At 66.7% G+C, this 24,746-nt stretch carries 21 protein-coding genes; 11 read left to right on the top strand and 10 right to left on the bottom strand.

Going from position 1 to position 24,746, the window contains the following annotated elements; translation table 11 throughout:
- Positions 1–38 precede the first annotated feature (38 nt).
- A complete protein-coding gene (locus tag CAL28_RS26000) occupies positions 39–851 on the top strand; it encodes a hypothetical protein (RefSeq protein WP_094843990.1) in 813 nt (270 codons plus the stop codon).
- Positions 852–891: 40 nt separating this feature from the next.
- Here CAL28_RS26000 and CAL28_RS26005 read toward each other — a convergent pair whose 3' ends face one another.
- The 3 genes from CAL28_RS26005 to CAL28_RS26015 all read right to left on the bottom strand — a co-directional run bounded on the left by CAL28_RS26005 (position 892) and on the right by CAL28_RS26015 (position 3,581).
- The gene (locus CAL28_RS26005; protein ID WP_094843991.1) at positions 892–1,740 is read right to left on the bottom strand and encodes a helix-turn-helix transcriptional regulator; all 849 of its coding nucleotides are present in this window, start codon (positions 1,738–1,740) and stop codon (positions 892–894) included.
- Between the two features lie 152 nt (positions 1,741–1,892).
- Positions 1,893–2,576, bottom strand: a complete 684-nt coding sequence (locus CAL28_RS26010) for an RraA family protein (RefSeq protein WP_094843992.1) — start codon at positions 2,574–2,576, stop codon at positions 1,893–1,895.
- A gap of 27 nt (positions 2,577–2,603) precedes the next feature.
- Positions 2,604–3,581 (bottom strand): Bug family tripartite tricarboxylate transporter substrate binding protein, encoded by a 978-nt coding sequence (locus tag CAL28_RS26015; protein WP_094843993.1) that lies wholly within the window; start codon positions 3,579–3,581, stop codon positions 2,604–2,606.
- Positions 3,582–3,649: 68 nt separating this feature from the next.
- On the opposite strand from CAL28_RS26015, the gene CAL28_RS26020 reads away from it, so the two are divergent.
- Both CAL28_RS26020 and CAL28_RS26025 read left to right on the top strand, forming a co-directional pair.
- Positions 3,650–4,315 carry a GntR family transcriptional regulator gene (locus tag CAL28_RS26020; protein WP_094843994.1) on the top strand — a complete coding sequence of 222 codons (666 nt, stop codon included), beginning with the start codon at positions 3,650–3,652 and terminating at the stop codon, positions 4,313–4,315.
- Between the two features lie 7 nt (positions 4,316–4,322).
- Positions 4,323–5,258 (top strand): DMT family transporter, encoded by a 936-nt coding sequence (locus tag CAL28_RS26025; protein WP_094843995.1) that lies wholly within the window; start codon positions 4,323–4,325, stop codon positions 5,256–5,258.
- Between the two features lie 10 nt (positions 5,259–5,268).
- Here the strand turns inward: CAL28_RS26025 and metH are convergent, their stop codons facing one another.
- Positions 5,269–9,045: a methionine synthase gene (metH, locus tag CAL28_RS26030; protein ID WP_254926236.1), complete on the bottom strand. Its 3,777-nt coding sequence runs from the start codon at positions 9,043–9,045 to the stop codon at positions 5,269–5,271.
- A 398-nt stretch (positions 9,046–9,443) separates the two neighbouring features.
- Here metH and CAL28_RS26035 point away from each other — a divergent pair, with 398 nt between their 5' ends.
- From CAL28_RS26035 to CAL28_RS26055, 5 genes are all read left to right on the top strand, one after another.
- A complete protein-coding gene (locus tag CAL28_RS26035; protein WP_094843997.1) occupies positions 9,444–11,369 on the top strand; it encodes a TonB-dependent receptor domain-containing protein in 1,926 nt (641 codons plus the stop codon).
- Between the two features lie 9 nt (positions 11,370–11,378).
- Positions 11,379–12,332, top strand: coding sequence for a cobalamin-binding protein (locus CAL28_RS26040; RefSeq protein WP_094843998.1), 954 nt, complete (start codon positions 11,379–11,381; stop codon positions 12,330–12,332).
- A 135-nt stretch (positions 12,333–12,467) separates the two neighbouring features.
- Entirely contained in the window at positions 12,468–13,256 is a 789-nt protein-coding gene (locus CAL28_RS26045) for a thiazole synthase (RefSeq protein WP_094843999.1), read from the top strand.
- Complete coding sequence (gene thiD / locus CAL28_RS26050; protein WP_094844000.1) at positions 13,253–14,062, top strand: bifunctional hydroxymethylpyrimidine kinase/phosphomethylpyrimidine kinase; 810 nt, start codon at positions 13,253–13,255, stop codon at positions 14,060–14,062. Before CAL28_RS26045 ends, thiD begins: the two co-directional genes overlap by 4 nt.
- Before the next feature lie 55 nt (positions 14,063–14,117).
- On the top strand, positions 14,118–14,798 hold the full coding sequence (locus CAL28_RS26055) for a protein-L-isoaspartate O-methyltransferase family protein (RefSeq protein ID WP_094844001.1): 681 nt from the start codon (positions 14,118–14,120) through the stop codon (positions 14,796–14,798).
- A gap of 30 nt (positions 14,799–14,828) precedes the next feature.
- Here the strand turns inward: CAL28_RS26055 and rfaE2 are convergent, their stop codons facing one another.
- From rfaE2 to ubiE, 6 genes are all read right to left on the bottom strand, one after another.
- Positions 14,829–15,314, bottom strand: coding sequence for a D-glycero-beta-D-manno-heptose 1-phosphate adenylyltransferase (rfaE2, locus tag CAL28_RS26060; RefSeq protein WP_094844002.1), 486 nt, complete (start codon positions 15,312–15,314; stop codon positions 14,829–14,831).
- Positions 15,315–15,430: 116 nt separating this feature from the next.
- The gene (locus CAL28_RS26065) at positions 15,431–16,333 is read right to left on the bottom strand and encodes a ferritin (protein WP_094844003.1); all 903 of its coding nucleotides are present in this window, start codon (positions 16,331–16,333) and stop codon (positions 15,431–15,433) included.
- 334 nt (positions 16,334–16,667) lie between these two features.
- Positions 16,668–18,221 carry a ubiquinone biosynthesis regulatory protein kinase UbiB gene (ubiB, locus tag CAL28_RS26070; RefSeq protein ID WP_094844004.1) on the bottom strand — a complete coding sequence of 518 codons (1,554 nt, stop codon included), beginning with the start codon at positions 18,219–18,221 and terminating at the stop codon, positions 16,668–16,670.
- 3 nt (positions 18,222–18,224) lie between these two features.
- Positions 18,225–18,923, bottom strand: coding sequence for a ubiquinone biosynthesis accessory factor UbiJ (locus CAL28_RS26075; RefSeq protein ID WP_094844005.1), 699 nt, complete (start codon positions 18,921–18,923; stop codon positions 18,225–18,227).
- Between the two features lie 245 nt (positions 18,924–19,168).
- Entirely contained in the window at positions 19,169–20,173 is a 1,005-nt protein-coding gene (locus tag CAL28_RS26080; RefSeq protein ID WP_094844006.1) for a Tim44 domain-containing protein, read from the bottom strand.
- Positions 20,174–20,421: 248 nt separating this feature from the next.
- Positions 20,422–21,198 (bottom strand): bifunctional demethylmenaquinone methyltransferase/2-methoxy-6-polyprenyl-1,4-benzoquinol methylase UbiE, encoded by a 777-nt coding sequence (gene ubiE / locus CAL28_RS26085; protein ID WP_094844874.1) that lies wholly within the window; start codon positions 21,196–21,198, stop codon positions 20,422–20,424.
- A gap of 173 nt (positions 21,199–21,371) precedes the next feature.
- Between ubiE and phoB the strand changes: the two genes are divergently transcribed.
- From phoB to serA, 3 genes are all read left to right on the top strand, one after another.
- Positions 21,372–22,085 (top strand): phosphate regulon transcriptional regulator PhoB, encoded by a 714-nt coding sequence (gene phoB / locus CAL28_RS26090; protein ID WP_094844007.1) that lies wholly within the window; start codon positions 21,372–21,374, stop codon positions 22,083–22,085.
- Positions 22,082–23,389: a phosphate regulon sensor histidine kinase PhoR gene (phoR, locus tag CAL28_RS26095; protein ID WP_094844008.1), complete on the top strand. Its 1,308-nt coding sequence runs from the start codon at positions 22,082–22,084 to the stop codon at positions 23,387–23,389. The genes phoB and phoR overlap by 4 nt, the downstream gene beginning before the upstream one ends.
- Positions 23,390–23,542: 153 nt before the next feature.
- The gene (gene serA / locus CAL28_RS26100) at positions 23,543–24,742 is read left to right on the top strand and encodes a phosphoglycerate dehydrogenase (RefSeq protein ID WP_094844009.1); all 1,200 of its coding nucleotides are present in this window, start codon (positions 23,543–23,545) and stop codon (positions 24,740–24,742) included.
- The last annotated feature ends 4 nt before the right edge of the window (positions 24,743–24,746 follow it).

Genomic DNA, 24,746 nt, shown 5'->3' on the forward strand with positions numbered 1-24,746 from the left:
ACTCCGGTGCCATGTCGCGTCTTCCAAGGAGCTCTTCCATGCAAAGCATTTCCGTGTTCACCCATTCCTACTTTCCAGCCAGCCTGGACCAAACGGAAAGAAACAGCGCCATAGGCACGCCACGGCTCGTCACAGGCCGGCAACGGTCAGCCTCCGCGCCGCCGGCCGGGCGACGCGAGATCCCATCGATCATCTACCGCTTCAGGCGGGACGAGGCAGCCAGTGCCTACAGCAGCAGCGTCCCGGACCTGCGCGACACGCCGCAGCATCCTGCCCTTGCGGCGATACGTCATCAAATGCCCACCATCTGCACGGCTGGGCAGGCGCTACAGTGGAAGCCCGTTCCGGGGGTGGCGGAAACCCTGTCCGCGGTGGCCCACTATGCGCGAACCGCGAGCGCGGAAGAAAAAGACGCGGCCGGCGCGCTGCTGGATCGCTACCTGAAGGCAGCGACCGGCCACCGCGTGGACGACATCGCGCTGTTCAAGACGGCGATCGATCGCACCCTGCGGGGCGAATCCCCCGCGGAAGTACTCGGCGAGCTGGCCGAAAGCAGCCTGAAGCTGCCGCACTTCAATATCCGGGTGGACGGCTTGGAAGAACCGCCGGCAAAACACTTCGATAGCGTACTGCCCTCTTTCGCGGCGGGCAGCTACGACCACGGCCCGCTGGGACGCACGCTGCTGCTGGAAGGAGGACGGGCCCGTTTCGCCGGCCCCAGCCAGGCACAGCGCGTCGATAAGCTGCGCGAAGTCATCTTCGCTTTGCCGAATCCGCCGCTATCCGGAGAACCGCTGGACGGCATGGCCGACATCTTCCAGGCGCTGATGGCCCTGGGCATCGATATCTGATCCGGCGTATCGAAAAGCCGGGGCCCCGCCCCGGCGCGCATCACCGCTGAAGCTGCGCCGCCGCGCCGTCGGCCGGCTCGGCAAGCAGCATGATCAGCTTAAGATCGGCATGCGTGGCCAGGCGAAACGTTACCTGCTGGAAGCGCAGCAGTCCTTGCCGCGGATGCTGGAATTCCCGCAGCCCGCCTTCGCGTTCGACGACCGCATGGCGCGTCCACCAGTGCTCGAAGGCCGGGCTGTCCCGCAGCAGCGGGTCCAGCAGTTCGCGGACGTCCTGTTCGTCCAGATGCGGCCCGGCGTCATGGCGGAATTCGGCGACGGCGCGGCGTGCCCGCTGTTCCCAGTCGACGACCAGGCCGCGCGCGGCCGGATCCAGGAAGATATAGCGCAACAGGTTGGGAGCCGGGTCGATGGCGGGCCAATTGTCGAACAGGTCCCGCATCGGTTCGTTATAGGCCATCACGTTCCAGGCGCGATCCAGTACATAGGCCGGCGCATCGATCGCCTCCACGCTGGCATCCAGGATGCCCGACACGCCCGTCGGCTCGTCGCGGGGATGCTGGGGATCCGCGCATTCGGCCAGTTCGAAAAGATAGGTGCGTTCCGCGCGGGCCAATTGCAGGACGCTGGCGATGCGGCCCCAGACGGCGGGCGAGACGGACACTTCCCTCCCCTGCTCGATCCAGGTGTACCAGGTGACGCTGATGCCGCACAGCTGGGCGACCTCTTCGCGGCGCAGGCCGGGCGTGCGGCGGCGCAATCCGGCGGGCAAGCCCGCCATCTGCGGCGTGATGCGCGCCCGGGCGGTGCGGATGAAATCGCCCAGGGTACGACGCCGCAGCGTGGCACCTTCGGCGGATAGGGCGTTCAAGGACGAAGCGTGCGACATACCAGGATAAGCAGGAATCTTGTACCTGTATGGTCCGGTATCTTACACGCCCTGCCTGTTCTCCGGCGCGGTACGCAACGCCTGCACGCGGGAGCGATCCCCGCGTAATCGCCCCGCGCCGCGGGGCGTCCGTTCGCAGCCCGGGCGCGGCCTTATCGTTGAGCCGCCCCGGCGTACGCGGGGCTCTGCAGGTCGTGGTAACGGTATTTTTTGCGCGCCTCGTCCATGCGCATCCCGCCGCGGATGGCATCGCGCAGCTGTTTCTCCTGGCTGGCGATGTGCTCGGCCACATCCAGGAGCTCGTCTTCCCTGACCTTGGGCAGGACCACGACGCCGTCGGCGTCGCCGCGCAGGATATCCCCCGGGTTGACCACCACGCCGCCGACGATGACCGGGACTTCCAGCGCCTTCAGCTGGATACGGCCCTTGCCGGTGCGCATCCACGTGTCATGGCTGAAGATCGGATAGCCCAGCTCACGGCACAGCGCGACATCGCGGTTATTGCCGTCGATGACCGTGCCGGCCATGCCGCGGCGATGGGCCAGCTCGGTCAGAATGTTGCCCCAGGTGCCCATTTCATCGCGGCCGCGGTTATCGATGACGATGACCCGTCCCGGCGGGACGTCGTCCATGTATTCCCCGACATTGCCGGTTTCGATGGTGGTGGGTTCGTACAGCACCGTGTACGCGCGTCCGGCCAGGCGAAAAGACGGATCGCAAGGCTTGATCTTGTAGCACTGCCCCACGATGCCCAGGCGATCCAGCGCATCGCTCAAGGCGCCGCAATCCAGCCTGGAGGCCCGTACGACATTGGCGTCGTTGGTATCGATATTCATGCATAGACTCCCTGGGCGTCGCGCCCGCTATTCGACGATGATGTTGGCCTTGCGGATGACCGGCTGCCAGTAATCAATGTCCTCGCGCACCTGCCGGTCCAGTCCCGCGGGATCCAGGTACCAGCCGGATACGCCGGCGGCCGCCAGCGCCTCCTTGACCTTGGACGTCTGCAGCGACTTGCGCGCCGCATCGCTCAGGGCGGCCACCGCTTCCTTGGGAGTGCCGGCAGGGGCGAACAGCGCAACCCAGGCTTCCAGCTCGAACCCCGGGAAACCGGCTTCGGCCGTCGTGGGCACATCGGGCAGCATCGGAATGCGCGACTTGGCCGCGATGGCCAGCGGCCGCAGCCGCCCGGTGGTCACGAAGCCGGCCAGCGACGGCGGCGTGGCTACCGTCATCTGCACGTTGCCGCTCAGAACATCCTGTACCGCCGGGCCGGCGCCTTTGTAGGGCACGTGCGTGATCTGCACGCCGGTCTTCTGCTTGAACAATTCCATGCCGATATGCGGCACGGAGCCATTGCCGGACGTCGCGTAGTTCAGTTCGCCGGGGTGGGCCCGGGCGTAATCGACCAGTTCCTTCAGGGTGTGGACGGGCAGCTTGGGATTGACGGCGATCACGTGCGGCGACGAGACCAGCATGGCAACCGGCGCGAAGTCCTTGACGGGATCCCAGTCCAGCTTGTGGAACATCACCGGATTGCCCACATGGAACATGGAATAACCCGCCAGCACCGTGTAGCCATCCGGCGCCGAGCGCGCGACATAGGATGCCGCGATATTGCCGCTGGCGCCCGCGCGGTTTTCGACGATGATGGACTGCTTCAGCATTTCGGCCATGGGCGGTGTAATTATGCGGACCACTTGGTCGATAATCCCTCCCGGCGGGACCGGCACGACCACGCGGATCGGACGTTCGGGATAGGTGGCGTGGCTGGGCGCGCCAAGGAAAATCGAAAGCAGGGCCGCTGCGGCCGCGAGCGCGGCCATTCGAGTACGTCGCATCGTGTCTCCTCGTAATAATTATTTGTATGCCTTCGGTAATTATGAGTACAGAGTCTAAAATAATCAACATGGAGCAAAACCCTACCGCGGCGGTCAATACCCCGGAGCGCATACGGGCGCTGATCGAACGCGACATCGCCGAGGGCGCCCTCCCGCCGGGCATGCCGCTGGACGAAAAGGCGCTGGCGGCACGCTTCGAGGTATCGCGCACGCCGGTACGCGAGGCACTCCTGATGCTGGCCGCCCGCAAGCTGGTGGCCATCGTTCCGCGCGCGGGGACCTTCGTCTACAAGCCCGGCCCGGCCGAGCTGATCGCCCTGCTGGAATACCTGGGCGAGCTGGAAGGCGTGGCCGCGCGCCTGGCGGCGCAACGCATGACCGTGGCGCAACGCGAAGAGCTGGGCGCCCTGCACGCCCGGGCGGGCGCGCTGGCCACGAACGACGACCGCCCGCGCTACGAAGAAGCCAACCTGGCGCTGCACCGGCTGATCTACGCGGGCAGCGGCAACACCATCGTGCGCGACGAGATCGCCGATGCCCGGCTGCGACTGGCCAACTTCCGCCGCAATGTCTTCGACCAACCGGGCCGCCTGCGGGTCTCGTGCGCCGAACACGAAGCCATCGTGGCCGCCATCCGCGCGGGCGACGGCGAAGCCGCGGCGCAGGCCATGCGCGAGCACATCATCGGCAAGGGCAAGGCCTTCGCCGATCTGGTTCTGGCCAATTCACGGTGAGCGCGCGATGAACGTCCGGCTGTTCCTGGCGCTGCTGCTGCCGCCGTTCCTGTGGGGCAGCAATGCCATCGTGGGAAAGATGGCCGCCGGCCTGATACCGCCCATCACGCTGAACGTGCTGCGCTGGACCATGGCGCTGGCGGTGCTGTTGCCTTTCGCGATCCGCCGCATGGCGCGACACCGGGCAGCCCTGCGCGCGGAATGGCGGTCCATTGCCGTCGGAGGCTTCTGGGGCATTACCTGCTACAACGCCCTGCAGTACCTGGCCCTGACCACGTCCAATCCGATCAATACCTCGCTGATCGGTTCGTCCGCGCCTGTCTTCATCCTGCTGCTGGGGCGCCTGTTGTTCGGCGCCGCCATCGGCGCGCGCAGTGCCTGCGGCGCCGCCCTGTCGGTGGCGGGGGTGGCCTGGGTCATGCTGGGCGGCAGGCTGGACGGCCTGGATGCCGTTCATTTCGTGCGGGGCGATCTGTTCATGCTGGCCGGCACGTGTGCCTGGAGCATCTATACCTGGCTGCTGAAACGCCACCCGTCGCGCTTGCCGACGGACGTGCTGCTTTGCGCGCAGATCGTGGCGGGCCTGGGCTGGAGCCTGCCTTTCATGCTGGCCGAGCATGCCTGGGGCGGCTATGCGCCCATGGCGATCGACTGGAAAACCGCCGCCATCGTCGGCTATATCGGCATATTCCCTTCGCTGGTGGCCTTCTTCTGCTGGCAGACCGCGGTGTCGCGCACGAGCCCGCAACAGCCGATATTCTTCATGAACCTGACGCCCATTTTCACGGTGCTGCTCTCGGTGGTGATGCTGGGGGTGGCCCCGCAACCCTATCACGCCGTCGGTCTGGCGTTGATCCTGGCCGGCATATTCCTGGCGCGCCAGGGCGGCGCGCGGCCGGCGCCGGCCGCCGCGCCGGCCCGGCGCGGCCAGGCCGGCCGCTGAGCGGCCGCGGTCAGCCCAGCACGGGGGCCAGGGTGCGCCTGACGTCCGCTTCCGCGCGTCCGCTCCGGGCGATGTAGTCCTTCAACTGGTCCTCGCCTATGGTCCCCACATTGAAGTACTGCGATTCCGGGTGGCTGAGGAAAAAACCGCAGACGCTGGAAGCCGGGAACATGGCGTAGCTCTCGGTCAGATCGATACCGACCTCGGCCGCGTCCAGGGTGTCGAACATGTCGCGCTTGACGACGTGTTCCGGGCAGGCGGGATAGCCGGGCGCGGGGCGGATGCCGACGTATTTCTCGGCGATCAATTCATCGTTGTCCAGCGTCTCGCCGGCCGCGTAGCCCCACAGGTCGCGCCGAACGCGCGCGTGCAGGCACTCGGTGTATGCCTCGGCCAGGCGGTCGGCCAGGGCCTTGAGCATGATGCTGGAATAGTCGTCGTTGGCCGCGGCGAATTCCGCTTCCTTCTTTTCGATCCCCAGACCGGCGGTCACCGCGAACACACCGATGTAGTCCACCAGGCCGCTCTCCCTGGGCGCGATGTAGTCGGCCAGGCACTTGTTGCTGACCCCTTCCCGCTTGGCGCCCTGCTGGCGCAGGTTGCGCCAGGTGAACAGCACGCGCGAGCGGCTCTCGTCGGCATAGATCTCGATGTCTTCGTCGTTGACGCGATTGGCGGGATAAAAGGCGACCACGCCGTTGGCGGTCAGCCAGCGGCCTTCGACGATGCGCTTGAGCATGGCCTGGGCGTCGGCGTAGACCTTGCGGGCCTGCTCGCCGACCACCTTGTCGTCCAGGATGGCCGGGAACTGGCCGAACAGGCTCCAGGTCTGGAAGAACGGCGTCCAGTCGATATAAGTGGCGATCTCGGCCAGGTCGTAGTGCTTGAACGTGCGGCGGCCGATGTACTTGGGCCGCGGCGGTACGTAGCCGGACCAATCGATGGCGGGCCGGGCGGCGCGCGCCTCGGCCAGCGAGACCAGCGGCGTGGCCTTGCGGTTGGCATGGCGCCGGCGCACGTCTTCGTACTCCTGCTTCAACTCGGCGACGTAGGCGTCGGCCTGGTCGGAGACCAGGTTGGTCGCCACCCCGACCGCGCGGCTGGCGTCCGGCGTATAGACGACCGGCCCGTCGTAATTGGGCGCGATCTTCACGGCGGTATGCACGCGGCTGGTGGTGGCGCCGCCGATCATCAAGGGGATCTTGCGTTCGCGGAAATAGTCGTCGCGCTGCATCTCGCTGGCGACGTAGGCCATTTCCTCCAGGCTGGGGGTGATCAGGCCGGACAAGCCCACGATGTCGGCGTTTTCCGCCTTGGCCTTTTCCAGGATCTGCGCGCAGGGCACCATCACGCCCATGTTCACGACTTCGAAGTTATTGCACTGCAGGACCACCGACACGATGTTCTTGCCGATGTCGTGCACGTCGCCCTTGACCGTGGCGATGACCATCTTGCCCTTGGCGCGCACGTCGCCGCCGGCCGCCGCGATCTGGCGCTTTTCTTCCTCGATGAAAGGCACCAGGTGGGCCACCGCCTGCTTCATCACGCGCGCCGATTTCACCACCTGCGGCAGGAACATCTTGCCCTCGCCGAACAGGTCGCCGACGATATTCATGCCGTCCATCAGCGGCCCTTCGATCACCTCGATGGGCCGGCCGCCGCGCGCGGCGATCTGCTGGCGCACCTCTTCCGTGTCCTCGACGATGAACGTCGTGATCCCATGCACCAGCGCGTGCGCCAGGCGCTGTTCCACCGGCTGCGCGCGCCAGGCCAGGTCTTCTTCCTTCCGCGCGCCGCTGCCCTTGACCGTCTCGGCGAACTGCACCAGCCGTTCCGTGGGCGTGCGCTCGTCGTCCGCCTCGGTCTTGCCGACCGGCTCGGCGCGGTCGAGGATGACGTCCTCGACGAGGTCGCGCAGCTTGGGATCGAGATCGGCATACACGCCCAACTGGCCGGCGTTGACGATGCCCATCGTCAGGCCTTCGCGGATGGCGTAGTACAGGAATACCGTATGGATGGCCTCCCGCATGGGCTCGTTGCCGCGGAAGGAAAAACTGACGTTCGAAATACCGCCCGACAGCCGCGCGTGCGGCAGGTTCTGGCGGATCCAGGTGACGCCTTCGATGAAGTCGAGCGCGTAGCGATTGTGTTCCTCTATGCCGGTGGCGACGGCGAACACATTGGGATCGAAGATGATGTCTTCGGGATTGAAGCCCTCTTGCCTGACCAGCAGGTCATAGGCCCGTCCGCAGATTTCCTTGCGCCGCTCCAGCGTATCGGCCTGGCCCTGCTCGTCGAAGGCCATGACGACCATGGCGGCGCCATAGCGCCGGCACAGCCGCGCGTGGTGCAGGAAGGGCTCGATGCCTTCCTTCATGGAGATCGAGTTGACTACCGGCTTGCCCTGCACGCACTTCAGCCCGGCTTCGATGACTTCCCACTTGGAGCTGTCGATCATCACCGGCACGCGTGCGATATCCGGTTCGGACGCGATCAGGTTGAGGAAGCGCGTCATGCAGGCCACCGAATCCAGCATGGCCTCGTCCATGTTGATGTCGATGATCTGCGCGCCGTTTTCCACCTGCTGGCGCGCCACGGCCAGCGCCTCGTCGTATTTTTCCTCGCGGATCAGGCGGGCGAACATCTTGCTGCCGGTGACATTGGTGCGCTCGCCGACGTTGACGAACAGCGTGTCTTCGTCGATGTTCAGCGGCTCCAGGCCCGACAGGCGCGTCTTGACCGGCACCTGCGGCACCGCGCGGGGCGTCAGGTCGACCACGCGGCGCGCGATGGCGCGGATGTGGTCCGGCGTCGTACCGCAGCAGCCGCCGGCCATATTCACCAGGCCGGCGCGCGCGAATTCCTCCAGCAGCCCGGAGGTATCCTCGGGCGACTCGTCGAAGCCGGTGTCGCTCATGGGATTGGGCAGGCCGGCATTCGGGTAGACGCACACGTAGGTGTCGCAGATCTTGGACAGCTCGGCCACATAGGGCCGCATCAGCGCCGCGCCCAGCGCGCAATTCAACCCGATGGTCACGGGCCGCGCATGGCGCACGGAATTCCAGAATGCCTCGACCGTCTGGCCCGACAGGATGCGGCCCGACGCGTCGGTGACCGTGCCGGAGATCATTACCGGCAGGCGCACGCCGCGCTGCTCGAAGACTTCCTCGACGGCGAAGATCGCCGCCTTGGCATTCAGGGTGTCGAAGATGGTCTCGATCAGGACCACATCGATGCCGCCGTCCAGCAACCCGTTCAACTGCTCGACGTAGGCCGCGCGCAGTTCGTCGAAAGTCACGTTGCGCGCGCCGGGGTCGTTCACGTCCGGCGATATCGAGGCGGTCTTGGGCTGCGGCCCCAGCGCGCCGGCGACGAAGCGCGGCCGGTCGGGGGTGCTGTAGGCATCGCAGGCCTCGCGCGCCAGCCTGGCGGAGGCCAGGTTCATTTCATAGGCCAGCTCGGGCAGGTCATAGTCGCCCTGGGCGATGGACGTTGCGCCGAAGGTATTGGTCTCGATGACATCCGCGCCGGCTTCGAGGTACTGGCGATGGATTTCGGCGATCACCTGCGGCCGCGTCAGCGACAACAGTTCGTTGTCGCCCTTCAGGTCCTTGCCATGTCCGGCGAAGCGCTCGCCACGGAAGTCCGCCTCCGACAGCCTGTAGCGCTGGATCATGGTGCCCATCGCGCCGTCCAGGATCAGGATGCGCGAGGCCAGGGCGCGCACGAAGCCGGCGCCATGGGTATAGGAGTCGATGGGATAAGGCAGGGCAGGATAGGACGACACGGGCGTTCCTGGTGGAAAGCGGGATGGATTGCAAAGAAGCAACCTGGAATGGTAACAAAGCGCGCGGAAATGCGGGACCGTGATAAATTCCGCCCCCTCGAACCGGTGCTTTCGACGCATCAGCGCGCCCTCGGCGCGCCGCGTGGAGAAAGATAAACGGGAAACAGGAAGGATCGCGACCGCCGCCCATGAAGCGCGCGGCACGGATGCCCAGCCTGTGCTGCCCCCGCAACGGTCATCTCGCCCGCCATCGATCCGTCCCTGGATCGCCGGCACGGCGGGACAGCCCGATACCGGCCGGTTCGTCCGGGGAAGACGGACGGCACGAGGCGCTCGCGCCGCCGTCTTCCGATCCCTTGAACGACGTGCGGGGTCGCGCGTCATCACCAGGTCTCGCTATGAAGCCCCTCTTTACCCGGCGCTGCGCCGGGCTGTTCGCCTGTCTGGCCCCCGTCTGGGCCGCTGCCCAACAGAGCCCCTCTCCCGCCGCCACTCCGCCCGTCGCCCAGCTCGACACCGTCGTCGTCACCGCGACCCGGTCGGCCGAACCGCTGAAGGACGTACTGGGCGATGTCAGCGTCATCGACCGCGCCACCCTGGAAAGCGCCGGCCAGAGCAGCCTGGCCGAAGTCCTGTCGCGCACCCACGGCATCGAGTACGCCAACAACGGCGGCCCGCAGACGGTCACCAGCCTGTTCATGCGCGGCGCCAACAGCAACCAGACGCTGGTGCTGGTGGACGGCCAGCGCGTCAACAACGCCACCAACGGCCTGGCCGCGCTGAACGCCATCCCGACCAACAGCATCGACCGCGTGGAAATCGTGCGCGGCGCCGCCAGCAGCCTGTACGGCGCGGACGCGCTGGGCGGCGTGATCAACATCATCACCAAGCGCGACGCGGACCGCCCGCTATCGGCCTATACGACCGTCGGCGGCGGCACCTACGGCACCAGCAGCTACAGCGCGGGCCTGTCCGGCGCCGCGCAAGGGTGGACCTACAGCCTGTCCGGCGGCTACCAGCAAAGCCGGGGCTTCGATGCGACCAACGGCAAGAATTTCCTGCATAACCCGGACCGGGACAGCTACTACGAGAACAACGTGGCCGGCTCGCTGGGCTACGAATGGATGCGCGGCCAGACACTGACGGCGCAGTTCTATCAGACCCACCTGAACGGCGGATACGACAACGGCCAACCCTATTTCAACGACCGGTCCATCCAGGACCTGCAGGGCTATTCGCTGACCAGCACGAACCGGCTGACGGATACCTGGACCAGCACGCTGCGAGTCGGCAGCACGCTGGACCGCAACCGCAACGAAAACGCGCCCGCCGACGAGAATCCCTTCGACACGCCCAGCGGCAAGAGCACGTTCCGCACGCGCCAGAACCAATACCTGTGGCAAAACGACCTGCAACTCACGAAAGACCAGAAGCTGACGCTGGCCTATGAACACCTGGACCAGCGCGTCGCCGGCGATATCGGCGATTTCAACACCTTCCCCGTGACGTTCGGCGACTATGCACGGACCAGCCGCCATGTGAACTCGTTCACCGGCGTGTACCTGGGCGACTTCGGCGCCCACCATGTACAGGCCAGCCTGCGCAACGACGACAACTCGCAGTTCGGCAACCGCACGACCGGCGGCCTGACTTACGGCTACGACATCACCCGCGCGATCCGCGCGACGGTGGGTGCCAATACGGGCTTTCGCGCGCCGAACTTCAACGAGCTTTACTGGCCCAACGACGGCGGCTTCGTCGGCAATCCCGACCTGAAACCGGAGACCTCGCGCAATATCGAGGCCGGCCTGCGCTACCAGGACGACGACACCGAACTGGGGGTGACCTACTATCACAACCGGGTCAAGAACCTGATCCTGAACGAGCCGACCGCCGACAATCCCTTTCTGTATCAGGCGGTCAACGTGTCGAATGCGCTGCTCGAAGGCGTCACGCTGACGGGGATGAAAAAGCTCGGCAACACCCGGCTGCGCGCCAGCCTGGACCTGAGCGATCCGCGCAATACGGATGAAGACACCCGCCTGCCGCAACGCGCGCGCAAGGTGCTGCGGCTGTCGGCCGACCACCGCTTCGGCGATCTGCTGCTGGGCGCGGAGATGTATGCCAGCGGCAATCGGCTGGATGGCAGCGGGGTCCGCCTGGGCGGGTATACGCTGTATAACCTGGTGGCATCCTACGACCTGACGCGCAGCCTGCAGATGCAGGTCCGCTGGAACAACGTCTTCGACAAGGAGTACACCTTGGCCAACGGCTACAACACGCCCGGTTCGAATGCCTTCGTCAACCTGACCTGGCGCATGTAAGGCGCGGCGATGGGTGCGCGTAGCCGTACAACAGCGGTCACGGCCGCGCTGCTGGCATTCGCGGCGGCCGCATCGGTGCCGGCATCCGCGGCGACGGCCGCGATGACGACAGCTGCCGCCGTCGGCCCCATCTCGGTCGGCGACGACGATGGCCGCACCGTCGAGCTGCCGCACCCGGCCGAGCGCGCCATATCGCTGGCGCCGCACGCCACCGAACTGGCCTACGCCGCGGGCGCGGGCGGCAAGCTGGTCGGCGTGGCGCGCGGCAGCGACTATCCGCCGCCGGCGCGTGCGCTGGCGTCCGTCGGCGACGGCCTGGCGCCCGACCCGGAACGGGTCGCGGCCTTGCGCCCCGACCTGGTGCTCGCCTGGCTGCCGGGTGGCGCCGCGCCTCTGCTGCCCGTCCTGCGGGCACTGAACGTCCCGGTGTACTACAGCGATCCGCGCACCCTGCGCGACATCCCGGAAGCCGTCGAACGCATGGGCGTGCTGTTCGGCACGCAGGCGGTCGCCGAACCGGCAGCGGCATCGCTGCGGGCTCGCATCGACGCGCTGGCGGCCCGCTACGCCGGGCGCGCGCCGGTGCGCGTCTTCATCCAGGCAGGCCGCGAGCCCGTCTACACACTGAACGGCAGCAGCATCGTCAGCGACGCCTTGCGCGTGTGCGGAGGCGTCAATGTGTTCGCCGACGCGCCGGTCACCGCACCGCAGGTCACGCAGGAAGCCGTGCTGGCGGCGCGCCCCGACATCGTCGTCGCCGGCATGGCGGACCCGGCCAGCCTGGCGGCCACCACGCAAGCCTGGCGCGCGCTCGGCCTGCCGGCGGCGCTGGCCGGCCGCGTCATCGGTATCGATGCGGACGTGCTGTATCGCCCGGGCCCACGCCTGATCGACGCGGCGGAAACGCTGTGCGCGGCGCTGGATCGGGCCCGCGAGGCCAGCGCCGAGGCAGTCCGGCGCTGATCGATCAAAAACCCATGGTTGGCCACGATGCGGTCAAGTCGCAGTGCCGAGGCAGCGCCGCTGCCGCCCCGCTGCTTTATCATGAGGGGGTGTGCCGCGCGCCATCCGGGCGACGGCAGTTACTCCTCATCCGCCATGCCATCCCAAGATACCTTCACCGTCGCCGGCCGTACGTTCCGGTCCCGCCTGCTCGTCGGTACCGGCAAGTACAAGGATTTCGAGCAAACCCGCCAGGCGCTGGACGCCAGCGGCTGCGAGATCGTCACCGTGGCCATCCGCCGCGTCAACCTGGGCCAGAACGCCAACGAACCCAGCCTGCTGGATTTCGTGCCGCCGTCGCGCTTTACCTACCTGCCCAACACCGCCGGCTGCTACACGGCCGACGAAGCGGTGCGCACCTTGCGTTTGGCGCGCGAACTGCTGGACGGCCACGACCTGGTCAAGCTGGAAGTGCTGGGCGACCCGCACACGCTGTTTCCCAACATGCCCGAAACGCTCAAGGCCACGGAAATCCTGGTCAAGGATGGGTTCAAGGTCATGGTGTATTGCACGGATGACCCCATCCAGGCCCGCATGCTGGAAGACCTGGGCGCGGTCGCCGTCATGCCGCTGGCCTCGCTGATCGGTTCGGGCATGGGTATCCTGAACCCATGGAACCTGCGCCTGATCCTGGATCAGGCACGCGTGCCGGTCCTGGTCGATGCCGGCGTCGGCACGGCTTCCGACGCCGCCATTGCCATGGAACTCGGCTGCGAAGGCGTGCTGATGAATACCGCCATCGCCGGCGCCAAAGACCCCATCCTGATGGCCAGCGCCATGAAGAAGGCCGTCGAGGCGGGCCGGGAAGCCTACCTGGCCGGACGCATGCCCAAGAAGCTCTACAGCGCCTCGCCGTCCTCGCCCACGGAAGGCGTGGTGCGATGATCCCCAACGCGCTTTCCATCGCCGGCGTCGACCCATCCGGCGGCGCCGGCGTACTGGCCGATGTGAAGACCATGAGCGCGCTCGGTGCCTACGGCTGCGCCGTGATCGCCGCCTTGACGGCGCAGAACACCCAGGGCGTCAGCCACGTCGCGCCCGTACCGGCTGAATTCGTCGGCCAGCAGATCGACACGCTGTTTGCCGACGTGCGCATCGACGCCGTGAAGATCGGCATGCTGGGCCAGCAGCCCGTGATCCAGGTGGTCGCCGAAAAACTGGCGCGCTGGCGGCCCGCGCATGTGGTGCTGGACCCGGTCATGGTGGCCAAGAGCGGGGATCTGCTGCTGGAACGCACCGCCATCGGCATGCTGCGCGAAGCGCTGCTGCCGCAGGCGACCCTGCTTACCCCCAATCTGCCCGAAGCCGGCGTCCTGCTCGACGAAAGACCGGTCGAGACGGTCAAGGAAATGCGCCGCGTCGCCGAGCGCCTGCGCAACAAAATGGCCCACGACGGACAGCGCTGGGTCATGGTGAAAGGCGGCCACCTGCCCGGCGACGACACGATCGACCTGCTGCATGACGGCGACCGCATGATCGAGCTTCCCGGGGCGCGCCTTGCCACCCGCAATACCCACGGCACCGGCTGCACCCTCTCGGCGGCCCTGGCCGCGCTGATCCCGCAGACCGGCGATATCCCGGAGGCGGCGCGCCGCGCCAAAGCCTACCTGACCGAGGCCATCCGCCACGCGGACCGGCTGGACGTCGGCAAGGGCCACGGGCCGGTACATCATTTCCATGCGTGGTGGTAGGCCCGGGACGCAAATCGGTACAATTACCTCGCCTCCGAACTCTTTTTCCGCTGTCATGAACGCCTCAACCCTGCCCGACGTCGAACAAGCCCGCTTCAACATGGTGGAACAGCAGATCCGCCCCTGGGACGTGCTGGACGAGAAAGTGCTGGCCGCCCTTTTCAAGGTGCGCCGCGAGCTCTTCGTGCCGCCCGCGCTGCGATCGCTGGCGTTCTCCGACCTGGAAATTCCCTTGCAGATCAACGCGGTGGATACGCGCGAAACCATGCTCGCCCCCAAGGTCGAGGCACGGCTCGCCCAGGAACTGCTGCTGGCGCCGACGGACGCCGTGCTGGAAATCGGCACCGGCTCGGGCTACCAGGCCGCCCTGCTGGGCGCCCTGGCCCAACAGGTCACCTCGATCGAGATCGATAGCCGGCTGGCGGCCTTCGCGCAGCAGAATCTGCAGATGAACAATGTCGCCAACGTCAAGGTCGAGACGGGCGACGGCCGCAACGGCTGGGGTACGACCGAATACGACGCCATCCTGCTTACCGGTTCCGTGCCCGTGGTGCCGGACGGCCTGAAGTATCAGCTGCGCATCGGCGGCCGGATGGTGGTGGTGGTCGGGACGGCCCCGGTCATGACTGCCTGCCGCATCACGCGCACGACGGCGGCCAGCTTCGAGACGGTCAACCTGTTCGAAACGGTGATCAAGCCTCTGCGCGGCGCGACGGTGTCCCAGTTCAAGTTCTAGGCAGCACGGGCCGTCCCGCTACCGGGGCATTCAGCCGCCCTGTATCTTGCGAACCAGCGCCGTCGTAGAGCGCTGGAATTCGAAGGGCACGGCCACCGCCCGCCCGCCCCAGCTGCGCACCAGGGCGGTTTCCGGCAGCTTTTCCATATCGTAGTCGCCGCCCTTGACGATGATGTCGGGCCGCAGCAGCCCGATCAAGGCTTCGGGCGTGTCTTCATCGAAGAACGTAACGGCGTCCACGCAAGCCAGGGCCGCCAGCAGCGCGGCACGATCCTCCTGGCTGTTGAGCGGGCGTTCGGGCCCCTTGCCCAGCCTGCGCGCCGACGCATCCGTATTGATCGCCACCACCAGCGCGGCACCCAACTGGGCGCTTTCGTCCAGATAGGTGACGTGGCCGCGATGCAGGATATCGAACACGCCGTTGGTGAACACCAGCGGCCGCGGCAGACGACCGTCGGCGAGTGCGTCCACACATTGCCGAGGGGTCAGGATTTTGGATTCGAAGCGGGCTGTCATGGGCGCATTTTAACGATGCGCGCGGGGCGCGCGTGCCGGCGCGCGCGAGGTCTGCGTGGCGCGCCCCGCCGCCGTGCGGCCGCGCGCACGGCGCCCCCCGCTGCCCGGGCCGTGCTTCAGCCCAAGACCAGGGACGGCATCCCGCGCGCGTCGGCCATGCCGGTATCGCCCGCGCGCTCCATCAGCGACATGATTTCCTTGCGATAGCGGTTCAGGTCCTTGACCGACTCGAAGCTGCGGTCCAGCAGCCTGGACAGAATATGCAGGATGCGGTCGCCGACCTTCTTTTCCCAGACGCCGTCGAAGCGGATCTGCGTATCCAGCCAGCGTTCCAGCCAGCCGGGTTCCGGCAGGCGGCACTGCACCGTGTCGTTGGGAAACAGGGCCTTGTTCACATGCAGGTTGGTCGGGTGCATGGCCTGCTGCGTGCGGCCGGCCGACGCCATCAGCATGCCGATCTTCGAGAATGCCAGGCGCGCCTGCGCCTGGGTGGATTCGCCGCGATCGAAAAGCGCGCGGCGCATGTACTGCAGATAGGCGCCGGCATGACGCGCTTCGTCCTGCGAGATGGTCTTGTAGATGGCCTGTATCACCGGCTCGGTATGCCAGTTGGCGGCGCAGCGGTACCAGTGGTTCAGGCGTATTTCGCCGCAGAAATGCAGCATCAGGGTTTCCAGCGGCGGAGCGGGATCGAATTCGAAGCGTACTTTGTGCAGCTCTTCTTCCGTGGGCATCAGGTCCGGCCGGAAGCGGCGCAGGTATTCGATCAGCACCAGGGAATGCTTCTGCTCCTCGAAGAACCAGACCGACATGAAGGCGGAAAAATCGCTGTCGCCGTGGTTGTCGCGCAGGAACATCTCCGTCGCGGGCAGCGCCGCCCACTCGGTGATCGCATTCATTTTGATGGTCCGCGCCTGTTCATCGGACAGCTTGGCGCCATCGAAGTCATCCCATGGAATGTCGGTCGACATATTCCAGCGCACGGCTTCCATGGATTTGAAAAGTTGCGGATAAAGCATGGTTCGGGTCCGAAAAGATAGTAAGTGTCCCCCGCACTCGTATGGCCCCATATCATGGCCGCGCGGGCGCGCATCGCTTATGGATTTGTGGTGCGTACGCGAGTTAAAGCCGGGCAAAAAACGCGCATGGGCGATAAGTCCCATTCGCGGTATTCCTTTATCGCTTTTACATGCGAATACTTGATGACAGATACATGGCAGAACTATGACGAGAGGCCTGTCGCCCGCGTATGCAGGGCGCGCTGACGAACAGGCCGGGTTGTATGCCCGCTGACTGAACAACAGGGGGTGAAAAAACGGGCGCGGACGGACCGGCGTTCAGGCGCGGCGGTCCTCAGCGGGTGGAAAACCAGACAATCAACGCGACACCCACCGCCAGCACCGCCGCGACGACGGACAACAGCCGGTTGGTATGCTCCTGGGCCTTGCGCAGCCGATCCAGCTCCAGCAGCACGGCGGGTTCGACGTTCGGGCGGTTCAGGCGGTCGTGCACCAGGCGCGGCAGCGCGGGCAGGATCTGGGACCACTGCGCCGCTTCCTTCTCCATCTGCTTCTTCAGCCCCGCCAGGCCGATGCGCTCGCGCATCCAGCGCTCCAGGTAGGGCTTGGCGGTTTTCCAGAGGTCCAGGTCCGGGTCCAGCTCGCGCCCCAGCCCTTCGACGTTCAGCAAGGTCTTCTGCAGCAGGACCAGCTGTGGCTGGATTTCCACATTGAAGCGCCGCGACGTCTGGAACAGGCGCAGCAGCACCTGCCCCAGCGAAATCTCCGACAGGGGCCGGTCGAAATACGGCTCGCATACCGCGCGCACCGCGCCTTCCAGTTCTTCCTCGCGCGTATCCGCCGGCACCCAGCCCGACTCGATGTGCAGCTGTGCCACGCGCCGGTAATCGCGGCGGAAGAAGGCCAGGAAATTCTGCGCCAGGTAGTTCTTGTCGAATTCCGAAAGCGAACCGACGATCCCGAAATCCAGGGCGATGTAATGGCCCAGCGTATCGTCGCGATCGGATACGTAGATATTGCCGGGATGCATGTCGGCGTGGAAAAAGCCGTCGCTGAACACCTGGGTGAAGAAGATTTCCACGCCGGTGCGCGCGAGTTTCTGGATATCGATCCCGGCCGCCCTCAGCCGCTCGGTCTGGCCCACGGGAATGCCGTACATACGCTCCATGGTGAAGACCGTATTGGCGGTGAATTCCCAGATGACCTCCGGCACGATCAGCATCCTGCCGCGCCCGCTTTCGGGACCGAAGTTGCGCCGCAGTTGGCTGCAGTTGGACGCCTCCCGCACCAAATCCAATTCGTCGTGCAGGTATTTATCGAACTCGGCCACGACTTCGCGCGGCTTCAGGCGGCGGCCGTCCGGCCCAAGCCGCTCGATCACCGCCGCCACGGTGCGCAGCAGTGTCAGGTCTTTCTCGATGATGTTCAGCATGCCGGGCCGCAACACCTTGACCGCGACTTCGCGGCCGTCGTGCAGCACCGCGAAATGCACCTGCGCGATGGACGCCGATGCCACCGGATCGACTTCGAAATGCTTGAACAAGGTGGCCGGCGGCGCACCCAGCGCGGCTTCGATGCATTGCGCGGCCTGCTCCGACGGGAAGGGAGGAACGCGATCCTGCAATAGCGCCAGTTCGGCGGCGATGTCGGCGGGGATCAGGTCGCGCCGGGTAGACAGTACCTGGCCGAACTTCACGAAGATCGGACCCAGGGATTCCAGCGCGCGGCGCAGGCGTACGCCGCGCGGCGAACTCGGCCGGGTGCCGAAGCGGCTGACACGCAGCAGCAGCGTCGCCAGCGGATGATTCAGGCTGGACAGTACCAGCTCGTCCAGGCCGTAGCGCAGGGCGACGACCACGATGCGCACGAAACGAAGAAAAGTCAGCATCGCTCAGGCGCCACCATTGCGGGCACCCGCCGCGCCTTGGGCGCCCTGCAAGCGCTGCAGCCGGGCCTGCAGCGCCGCGGCGCGCGCCTGCGCGGCGTCCAGCGCCGCATCGGCGCGCCCGATATCGCGGGCCCAGTTTTCCAATAGCGCGCGCGGCGTCAGGACGGGCCGCTCCTGCGAAAGGTACTCGGCCAGATTGCTCCCCAGCCGGGCGGCGGCCCCGCGCAGGCCGGACGACAGGGCGCGCGCCCCGCCGACCAGCCGGGACGCGGCGATATCGCCGAACCAGCGCGCGAGGTCGTCCTCGACATCCCAGCGCAACTGCGCGGCCAGTTCCGCCACGACCTGGGCCAGGCCGGCGTCTCCGGATATGTGCGTCATGTCGGCGATGGCGTCGGCGCGCGCACGGGCCGCGGCGGCGGGGTCGGCGCTTTCCGTGCCGGCCTGGAACAGCCGCGCGATGCGGAAACGCGCGGGGTCCCCCGTCAGGGTCACATCCGGCACCACCGCGGGATCCGCGAGATCCGCATAGCCTTCGCTGTCGATGGTCAGCGACAGCTTGAACGCGCCGACGGCCAGGCGCACGGTCTTGCCGGCATGGCGGGTCAGGCGAGCACGGGCCCAGTCCTCGCGCCGCAGCAAGGCGTTGAGCGCGCGTACGGCAGGACGGCCGGGATCGGGCAAGGCGGGGATCGGAAGCATGGATTTACGACGGAAGGCGACGGCGCCCTGGGATGGTCAGACCGCAAGTTTAACGGGTCGCCCGGCCAGCCCGCCCGGCGCCCGCATTGTCGGGACCGGAAAGCCATGCCGGCAGGCCGGCCCCGCCGGCCACTGGCCGGGCGAAGCCGAAAAAAAGCCGGCCCCTGTGGAGCCGGCGTGAGGGCGGTTGCCCGAGCAAGGCAAACCGCGGAAGCACGGAGAAATAGCGCGGCTAATCAGCTGGCTTACTGGACGGGAATCTGCTGGATACCCGCCAGCAGCCATCCGCCCTGCGTGGGCTTGAACAGGTTCCAGACCTCTTCGAAACGGAAGGCTTCGGTACCCGGCGCTTCGCGCAACATGCCGGAGAACCGGACGCTGGCCAGGTGGCCATCCGACACCGCCTCGATACCCAGCATCTCGGCATTGAGCAGCACCACTTCCGTCTGGTTGGGGGCGCCCTGGCGTTCGATCAGCTGCGGCTTGAGTTCGACGATCAGGTCGTCGGTCAGGTATTCGCGCAGGCGTTCGGTATCTCCGCTATCCCACACGCCCTGGATGCGGACGAATTGTTCCTTGGCCTGCTTCAGGAAGCCTTGCGTGTCGAAATCGCCGGGGATGAACCAGTTGCCTTCGGCACCGGCGCGCGGGGCGGCGGCGGAGGCACCGAAATCGGACGACGCCGCGGGTGCGGAGGCGGCCCCTGCGGCGGCACCGCCGGCGGGCAGCGCATCACGCCACGAAGCGGCCGGACGGGCCGGCGTATCGGTATCGGCCTGGCGCGCCATGCCGTAGGCACCTTGCATGGCCGGCCGCGGACCGGCGCCGCGCAGGCGGCGAACGATGAACAGGACCGCGAAGACCACCAGACCGATCAGCAGCAGGCTGGAGAGCATTTCCGCGAACGCGCCCGACAGGCCCATGTGCGACAGCAGCGCCGCCAGGCCCAGGCCGGCAGCGATACCGGCGATGGGCCCCAGCCAGCGCGACGCGCCGCTGCGGGCGGCGCCTGCCGCACCCGCGGTAGCGGCACCGGCGGCGGCGGGCGCCGCGGCCGAAGCAGCCGGACTGGTGCTGGCCGGCGGGGTGGTCGCCTGGCGCTGCATGGTCACGTTGGGAGATTGGCGGCCGACACTGCCGCCGCCGCCGACGCGGCGGGCTTCGGCGTCGAACGAGGTGGCGATCATGGCCATACCGGTCACGGCGATAAGCGCCGCGGCCAGGAATCGACGGTAAAAAGAACCTGACATGGTGTGCTCCTGTAGTCGTGCGCGAGACGCCGGCGCCGGATGGCTCGTATCGCCCCTTGCGCGGACGGGGTTGCCCCCTCGCGCACGTCATTGGGTTTTGCCTGGGTTTCCGGTGCGGCCTTTTCCCGGGCTGGCGGCCGCGGATGCCGGGCCGCCACAGAGGGAAAAAGCTTTCTTACAGAAACCTGAACAACTACAGGATATCCGACTTTTGCCTGGGCAACAAGCGACGCAGGCGCGGGCGCGCCCTAGCCCAGCCGTATGCCTTCGTGCAGCGCCACCACGCCGGCGCTCAGGTTGAAGTACTGCACGCGCTCCAGCCCCGCGTCGCGCAGCATGCCGGCCAGCGTTTCCTGGTCAGGATGCATGCGGATCGATTCGGCCAGATAGCGATAGCTCGCCTCGTCCTTGGCCACCTTGCGCCCCAGCCACGGCAGGATGTTGAACGAATACCAGTCGTAGACCGGCGCCAGCGGCTTGGCGACGCGCGAGAACTCCAGCACCAGCAGCTTGCCGCCGGGCTTGAGCACGCGCGCCATTTCGGCCAGCGCCCGGTCCTTGTGCGTCATATTGCGCAGGCCGAAGGCCACGCTGACCCGGTCGAAGTAGCCGGACGGGAATGGCAGCCGCTCGGCATCGCAGACGGCCACCGGCAGCAGCAGCCCGCTGTCCGCCAGCCGGTCGCGTCCCACGCGCAGCATGGAATCGTTGATGTCGGTCAGCCACACCTGCCCTTCCGGACCGGCTCGCCGCGCGAACGCGCGCGCCAGGTCTCCCGTGCCGCCGGCGATATCGAGTACCTTCATGCCGGGGCGCACGGCGGCGCGACCGATGGTGAAGGCTTTCCAGACCCGGTGCAGGCCGGCCGACATCAAGTCGTTCATGACGTCGTAGCGGGAGGCCACGGAATGGAAGACTTCGGCGACCTTGCGGGCTTTTTCGGTTTCCTGCACGGTCTTGAAACCGAAATGGGTAGTCCCGGAGGACGCAGCGTCCTCGCCGGGCGCGGAATTGGGGTTTTGCATAGTGGATTCCCGAATCAACCGGGTATGGTAGCCGATGGCGCAGGCTTCCCGGCGGTGGAACAGGCGCATCGAGCCAGGCTGCGTCACATACCTGAAATATTACGGCCATACTATCGCAACGTTCGCGCCCATCCTTCCTTCCCCAGGGCCGCCACCGTTACGCAGCACACAACATGTCCAGCACCATACTCGTAGTCGAAGATGAACCGGCCATCCAGGAACTGATCGCCGTCAACCTGTCCTTCGCCGGGCATAAAGTGCTGCGCGCCTTCGATGCAGACCAGGCGCAGACCTTGATCCGGGCAGAATTGCCCGACCTGATCCTGCTTGACTGGATGCTGCCGGGCACTTCCGGCCTGTCGCTGGCCCGCAAGCTGCGAACGGAGGAACGCACTCGCACCGTCCCCGTTATCATGCTGACCGCCAAGGGCTCGGAGCAGGACAAGGTGGACGGCCTGGAAGCCGGTGCCGACGACTACATCACCAAGCCGTTCTCGCCCAAGGAACTGATGGCGCGCATCAAGGCGGTACTGCGCCGCCGTGCGCCGCAGCTGACCGACGACGTCATCGATGTGGCCGGCCTTAAACTGGACCCGGTGACGCATCGCTTGAACGGCGGCGGCCATCCCCTGCAGATCGGGCCGACGGAATTCCGCCTGCTGCATTTCTTCATGACGCATCCGGAACGCGTGTTCTCCCGCTCGCAGCTGCTGGACCAGGTATGGGGCGATCACGTTTTCGTCGAAGAGCGCACCGTCGACGTCCATATCCGGCGCCTGCGCAAGGCGCTGGAGCCGACCGGCCACGATATGCACGTCGAAACCGTCCGCGGCAGCGGCTACCGGTTTACAGCACAGCTTCCGCCCGGTAAAACCAGCGCACAATGATTTTGTTGCGCACGATACTCCTGATCGCCCTGTGGGCGATCCTGGCCGCGCTGGCCCAATGGCTGCTCGGCAACCCCATCGGCTGGGCGCTGATGTGCGTGGGCCTGGCCCTGACCTTGCTGGCGCGCAGCACGCGCCTGCAAAGGGTGGCGCAATGGGCCCGCAATCCCGAAACGGCGCCGCCCGCCGCGGTGGGCCCCTGGGACGATATCCTGGCGCCGCTGTATCGCTACCTGCGCGGACAGGCGCGCCAGCTGACGGAAAGCCGCGATGCGATGCAGGGCATGCTGGCGGCCGCGCAGGCGCTGCCCGATGGCGCGGTCACCCTGAACCAGGATCTGCAGATCGATTGGTGCAATCGCGTTGCGCGCCAGCACCTGGGGCTGCGCCTGCCGGCCGACCGCGGCAGCAACCTGCTGAACCTGGTGCGCGCGCCCGAGTTCATCGAGTACAGCCGCCAGGAAGACTGGCCCGAGCCCATTCTGGTCAGGATGGCGGTAGGCAGCCAGGAACGCCTGTTGATGATGCAGCTGACGGCCTACGCGCGCGACCAGCGCCTGCTGATCACGCGCGACGTCACGCAGATCGAGAAACTGGAAACGACCCGGCGCGACTTCGTGGCCAACGTTTCGCACGAGCTGCGCACGCCATTGACGGTACTGGCGGGCTTCCTGGAAACCATGCGGGAAATGCCCGACGAAGCCCTGACGCGGGAACAGCGCGAGCAGTACCTGACGATGATGCACGAGCAGGCGCAACGGATGCAGGCCATCGTCGCCGACCTGCTGACCTTGTCGACGCTGGAATCCTCGCCCAACGCCGAGCCGCACCGCGTGCGCATGGCCGCGCTGTTGCAGACCGCCCGCCAGCAGACCGAGGCGCTGTCGTCCGGCCGCCATGCCGTGGCCTGGCATCTCGATGAAGGCCTGGACCTGCTGGGTTCGGAAAGCGAACTATCGTCGGCGATTTCGAATCTGCTGACCAACGCGGTGCGCTACACGCCCGAAGGCGGAACGATCACGGTCCGCTGGGAACGCCTGCCGGAAGGCGGCGCGCGCTACAGCGTGCAGGACACCGGCATCGGCATCGCCGCGCGGCACATCCCCCGCCTGACCGAACGCTTCTACAGGGTGGACCGCGGCCGCTCGCGCGCGGTGGGCGGCACCGGCCTGGGGCTGGCGATCACCAAGCACATCGCCATGCGCCACGATGCCGAGCTAAGCATCGCCAGCGAAGTGGGCAAGGGCAGCACGTTTTCGCTGCTTTTCCCGCCCGAGCGCGTGGTCGACAGCGACGGGGCCTGACCTGACACCCGCGCGGCCCTTATCGGGGCGGCGCCGCGGCGATACGCCATGCGGATTCGCCCTGCTCCGGGTGGGGCCAAGCCGCGTCCCAGCGCGCTTCCCTGGCATGATGATTGCGCATCCGGATCCTCGGATTTACAGGGAGCATGCAGCATGACGCGTATCGTCCTGTTCGAAAACATCCATCCCAGCGGTGTGGCGGTATTCCGCGACGCCGGCTACACGGATATCCAAACGTATTCGTCCTCGCTGCCGCCGGACGAATTGCGCACCGCCCTGCGCGGCGCGCATGCCGTGGGCATCCGCTCGCGCACGCACCTGGATGCGTCGCACTTCGAGCAGTTTCCCGATGTGCGGGTCGTGGGCTGCTTCTGCATCGGTACCAACCAGGTCGACCTGGACAGCGCCCTGCATCACGGCGTGCCCGTGTTCAACGCGCCGTTTTCGAATACGCGCTCGGTGGCGGAGCTGGTCCTGGCCGAAGCCATCCTGCTATTGCGCCGCATTCCCGAAAAAAGCACGCGTGTGCATCAGGGCCATTGGGACAAGACCGCATCCGGCGCCTACGAGGCGCGCGGCAAGACGCTGGGCGTGATCGGCTACGGCAACATCGGTTCGCAGGTGGGCACGCTGGCCGAAAGCGTCGGCATGCGCGTGGTGTATTACGACGTGGAGGCCAAGCTGCCCCTGGGCAATGCGCACGCCGTGAACACGCTGGCCGAACTGCTGGCGCAAAGCGATGTCGTCACGCTGCACGTCCCGGGCGGGCGCGACACGCAGAACATCATGAGCGCCGACACGCTGGCGCGCATGAAGCGCGGCGCCATCCTCATCAATGCATCGCGCGGCACGGTCGTGGACATCGACGCGCTGCACGGCGCGCTGGCCGCCGGGCATCTGGCCGGCGCGGCGCTGGACGTGTTCCCGACGGAGCCGAAAAGCGTGGACGAGCCCCTGGCCAGCCCGCTGATCGGCATGCCCAATGTGATCCTGACCCCGCACATCGGCGGCAGCACGCAGGAATCGCAGGAGAACATCGGGCGCGAGGTCGCCGAAAAGCTGGTCCGCTACCTGCAGGCCGGCACCACCAAGGGCGCCGTCAATTTCCCCGAGCTGCCGTTCACCGAACGCACCGGCAGCGCGCGCATCCTGCATATCCATCGCAACGTACCCGGCGCGCTGGGCACGCTGGACAATCTGCTGGCGCAGCACGGCCTGAACATCCTTAGCCAGAACCTGCAGACCCGCGGCGATATCGGCTATGTCGTCACCGACGTCGATGGCATCGTGAACGACGACATCATGAAGACGCTGTGCGGCCATCCGGTGACGATCCGCTGCCAGCGTATCTAAGGCC

Source organism: Bordetella genomosp. 11 (assembly GCF_002261215.1).
Classification (GTDB): domain Bacteria; phylum Pseudomonadota; class Gammaproteobacteria; order Burkholderiales; family Burkholderiaceae_B; genus Bordetella_C.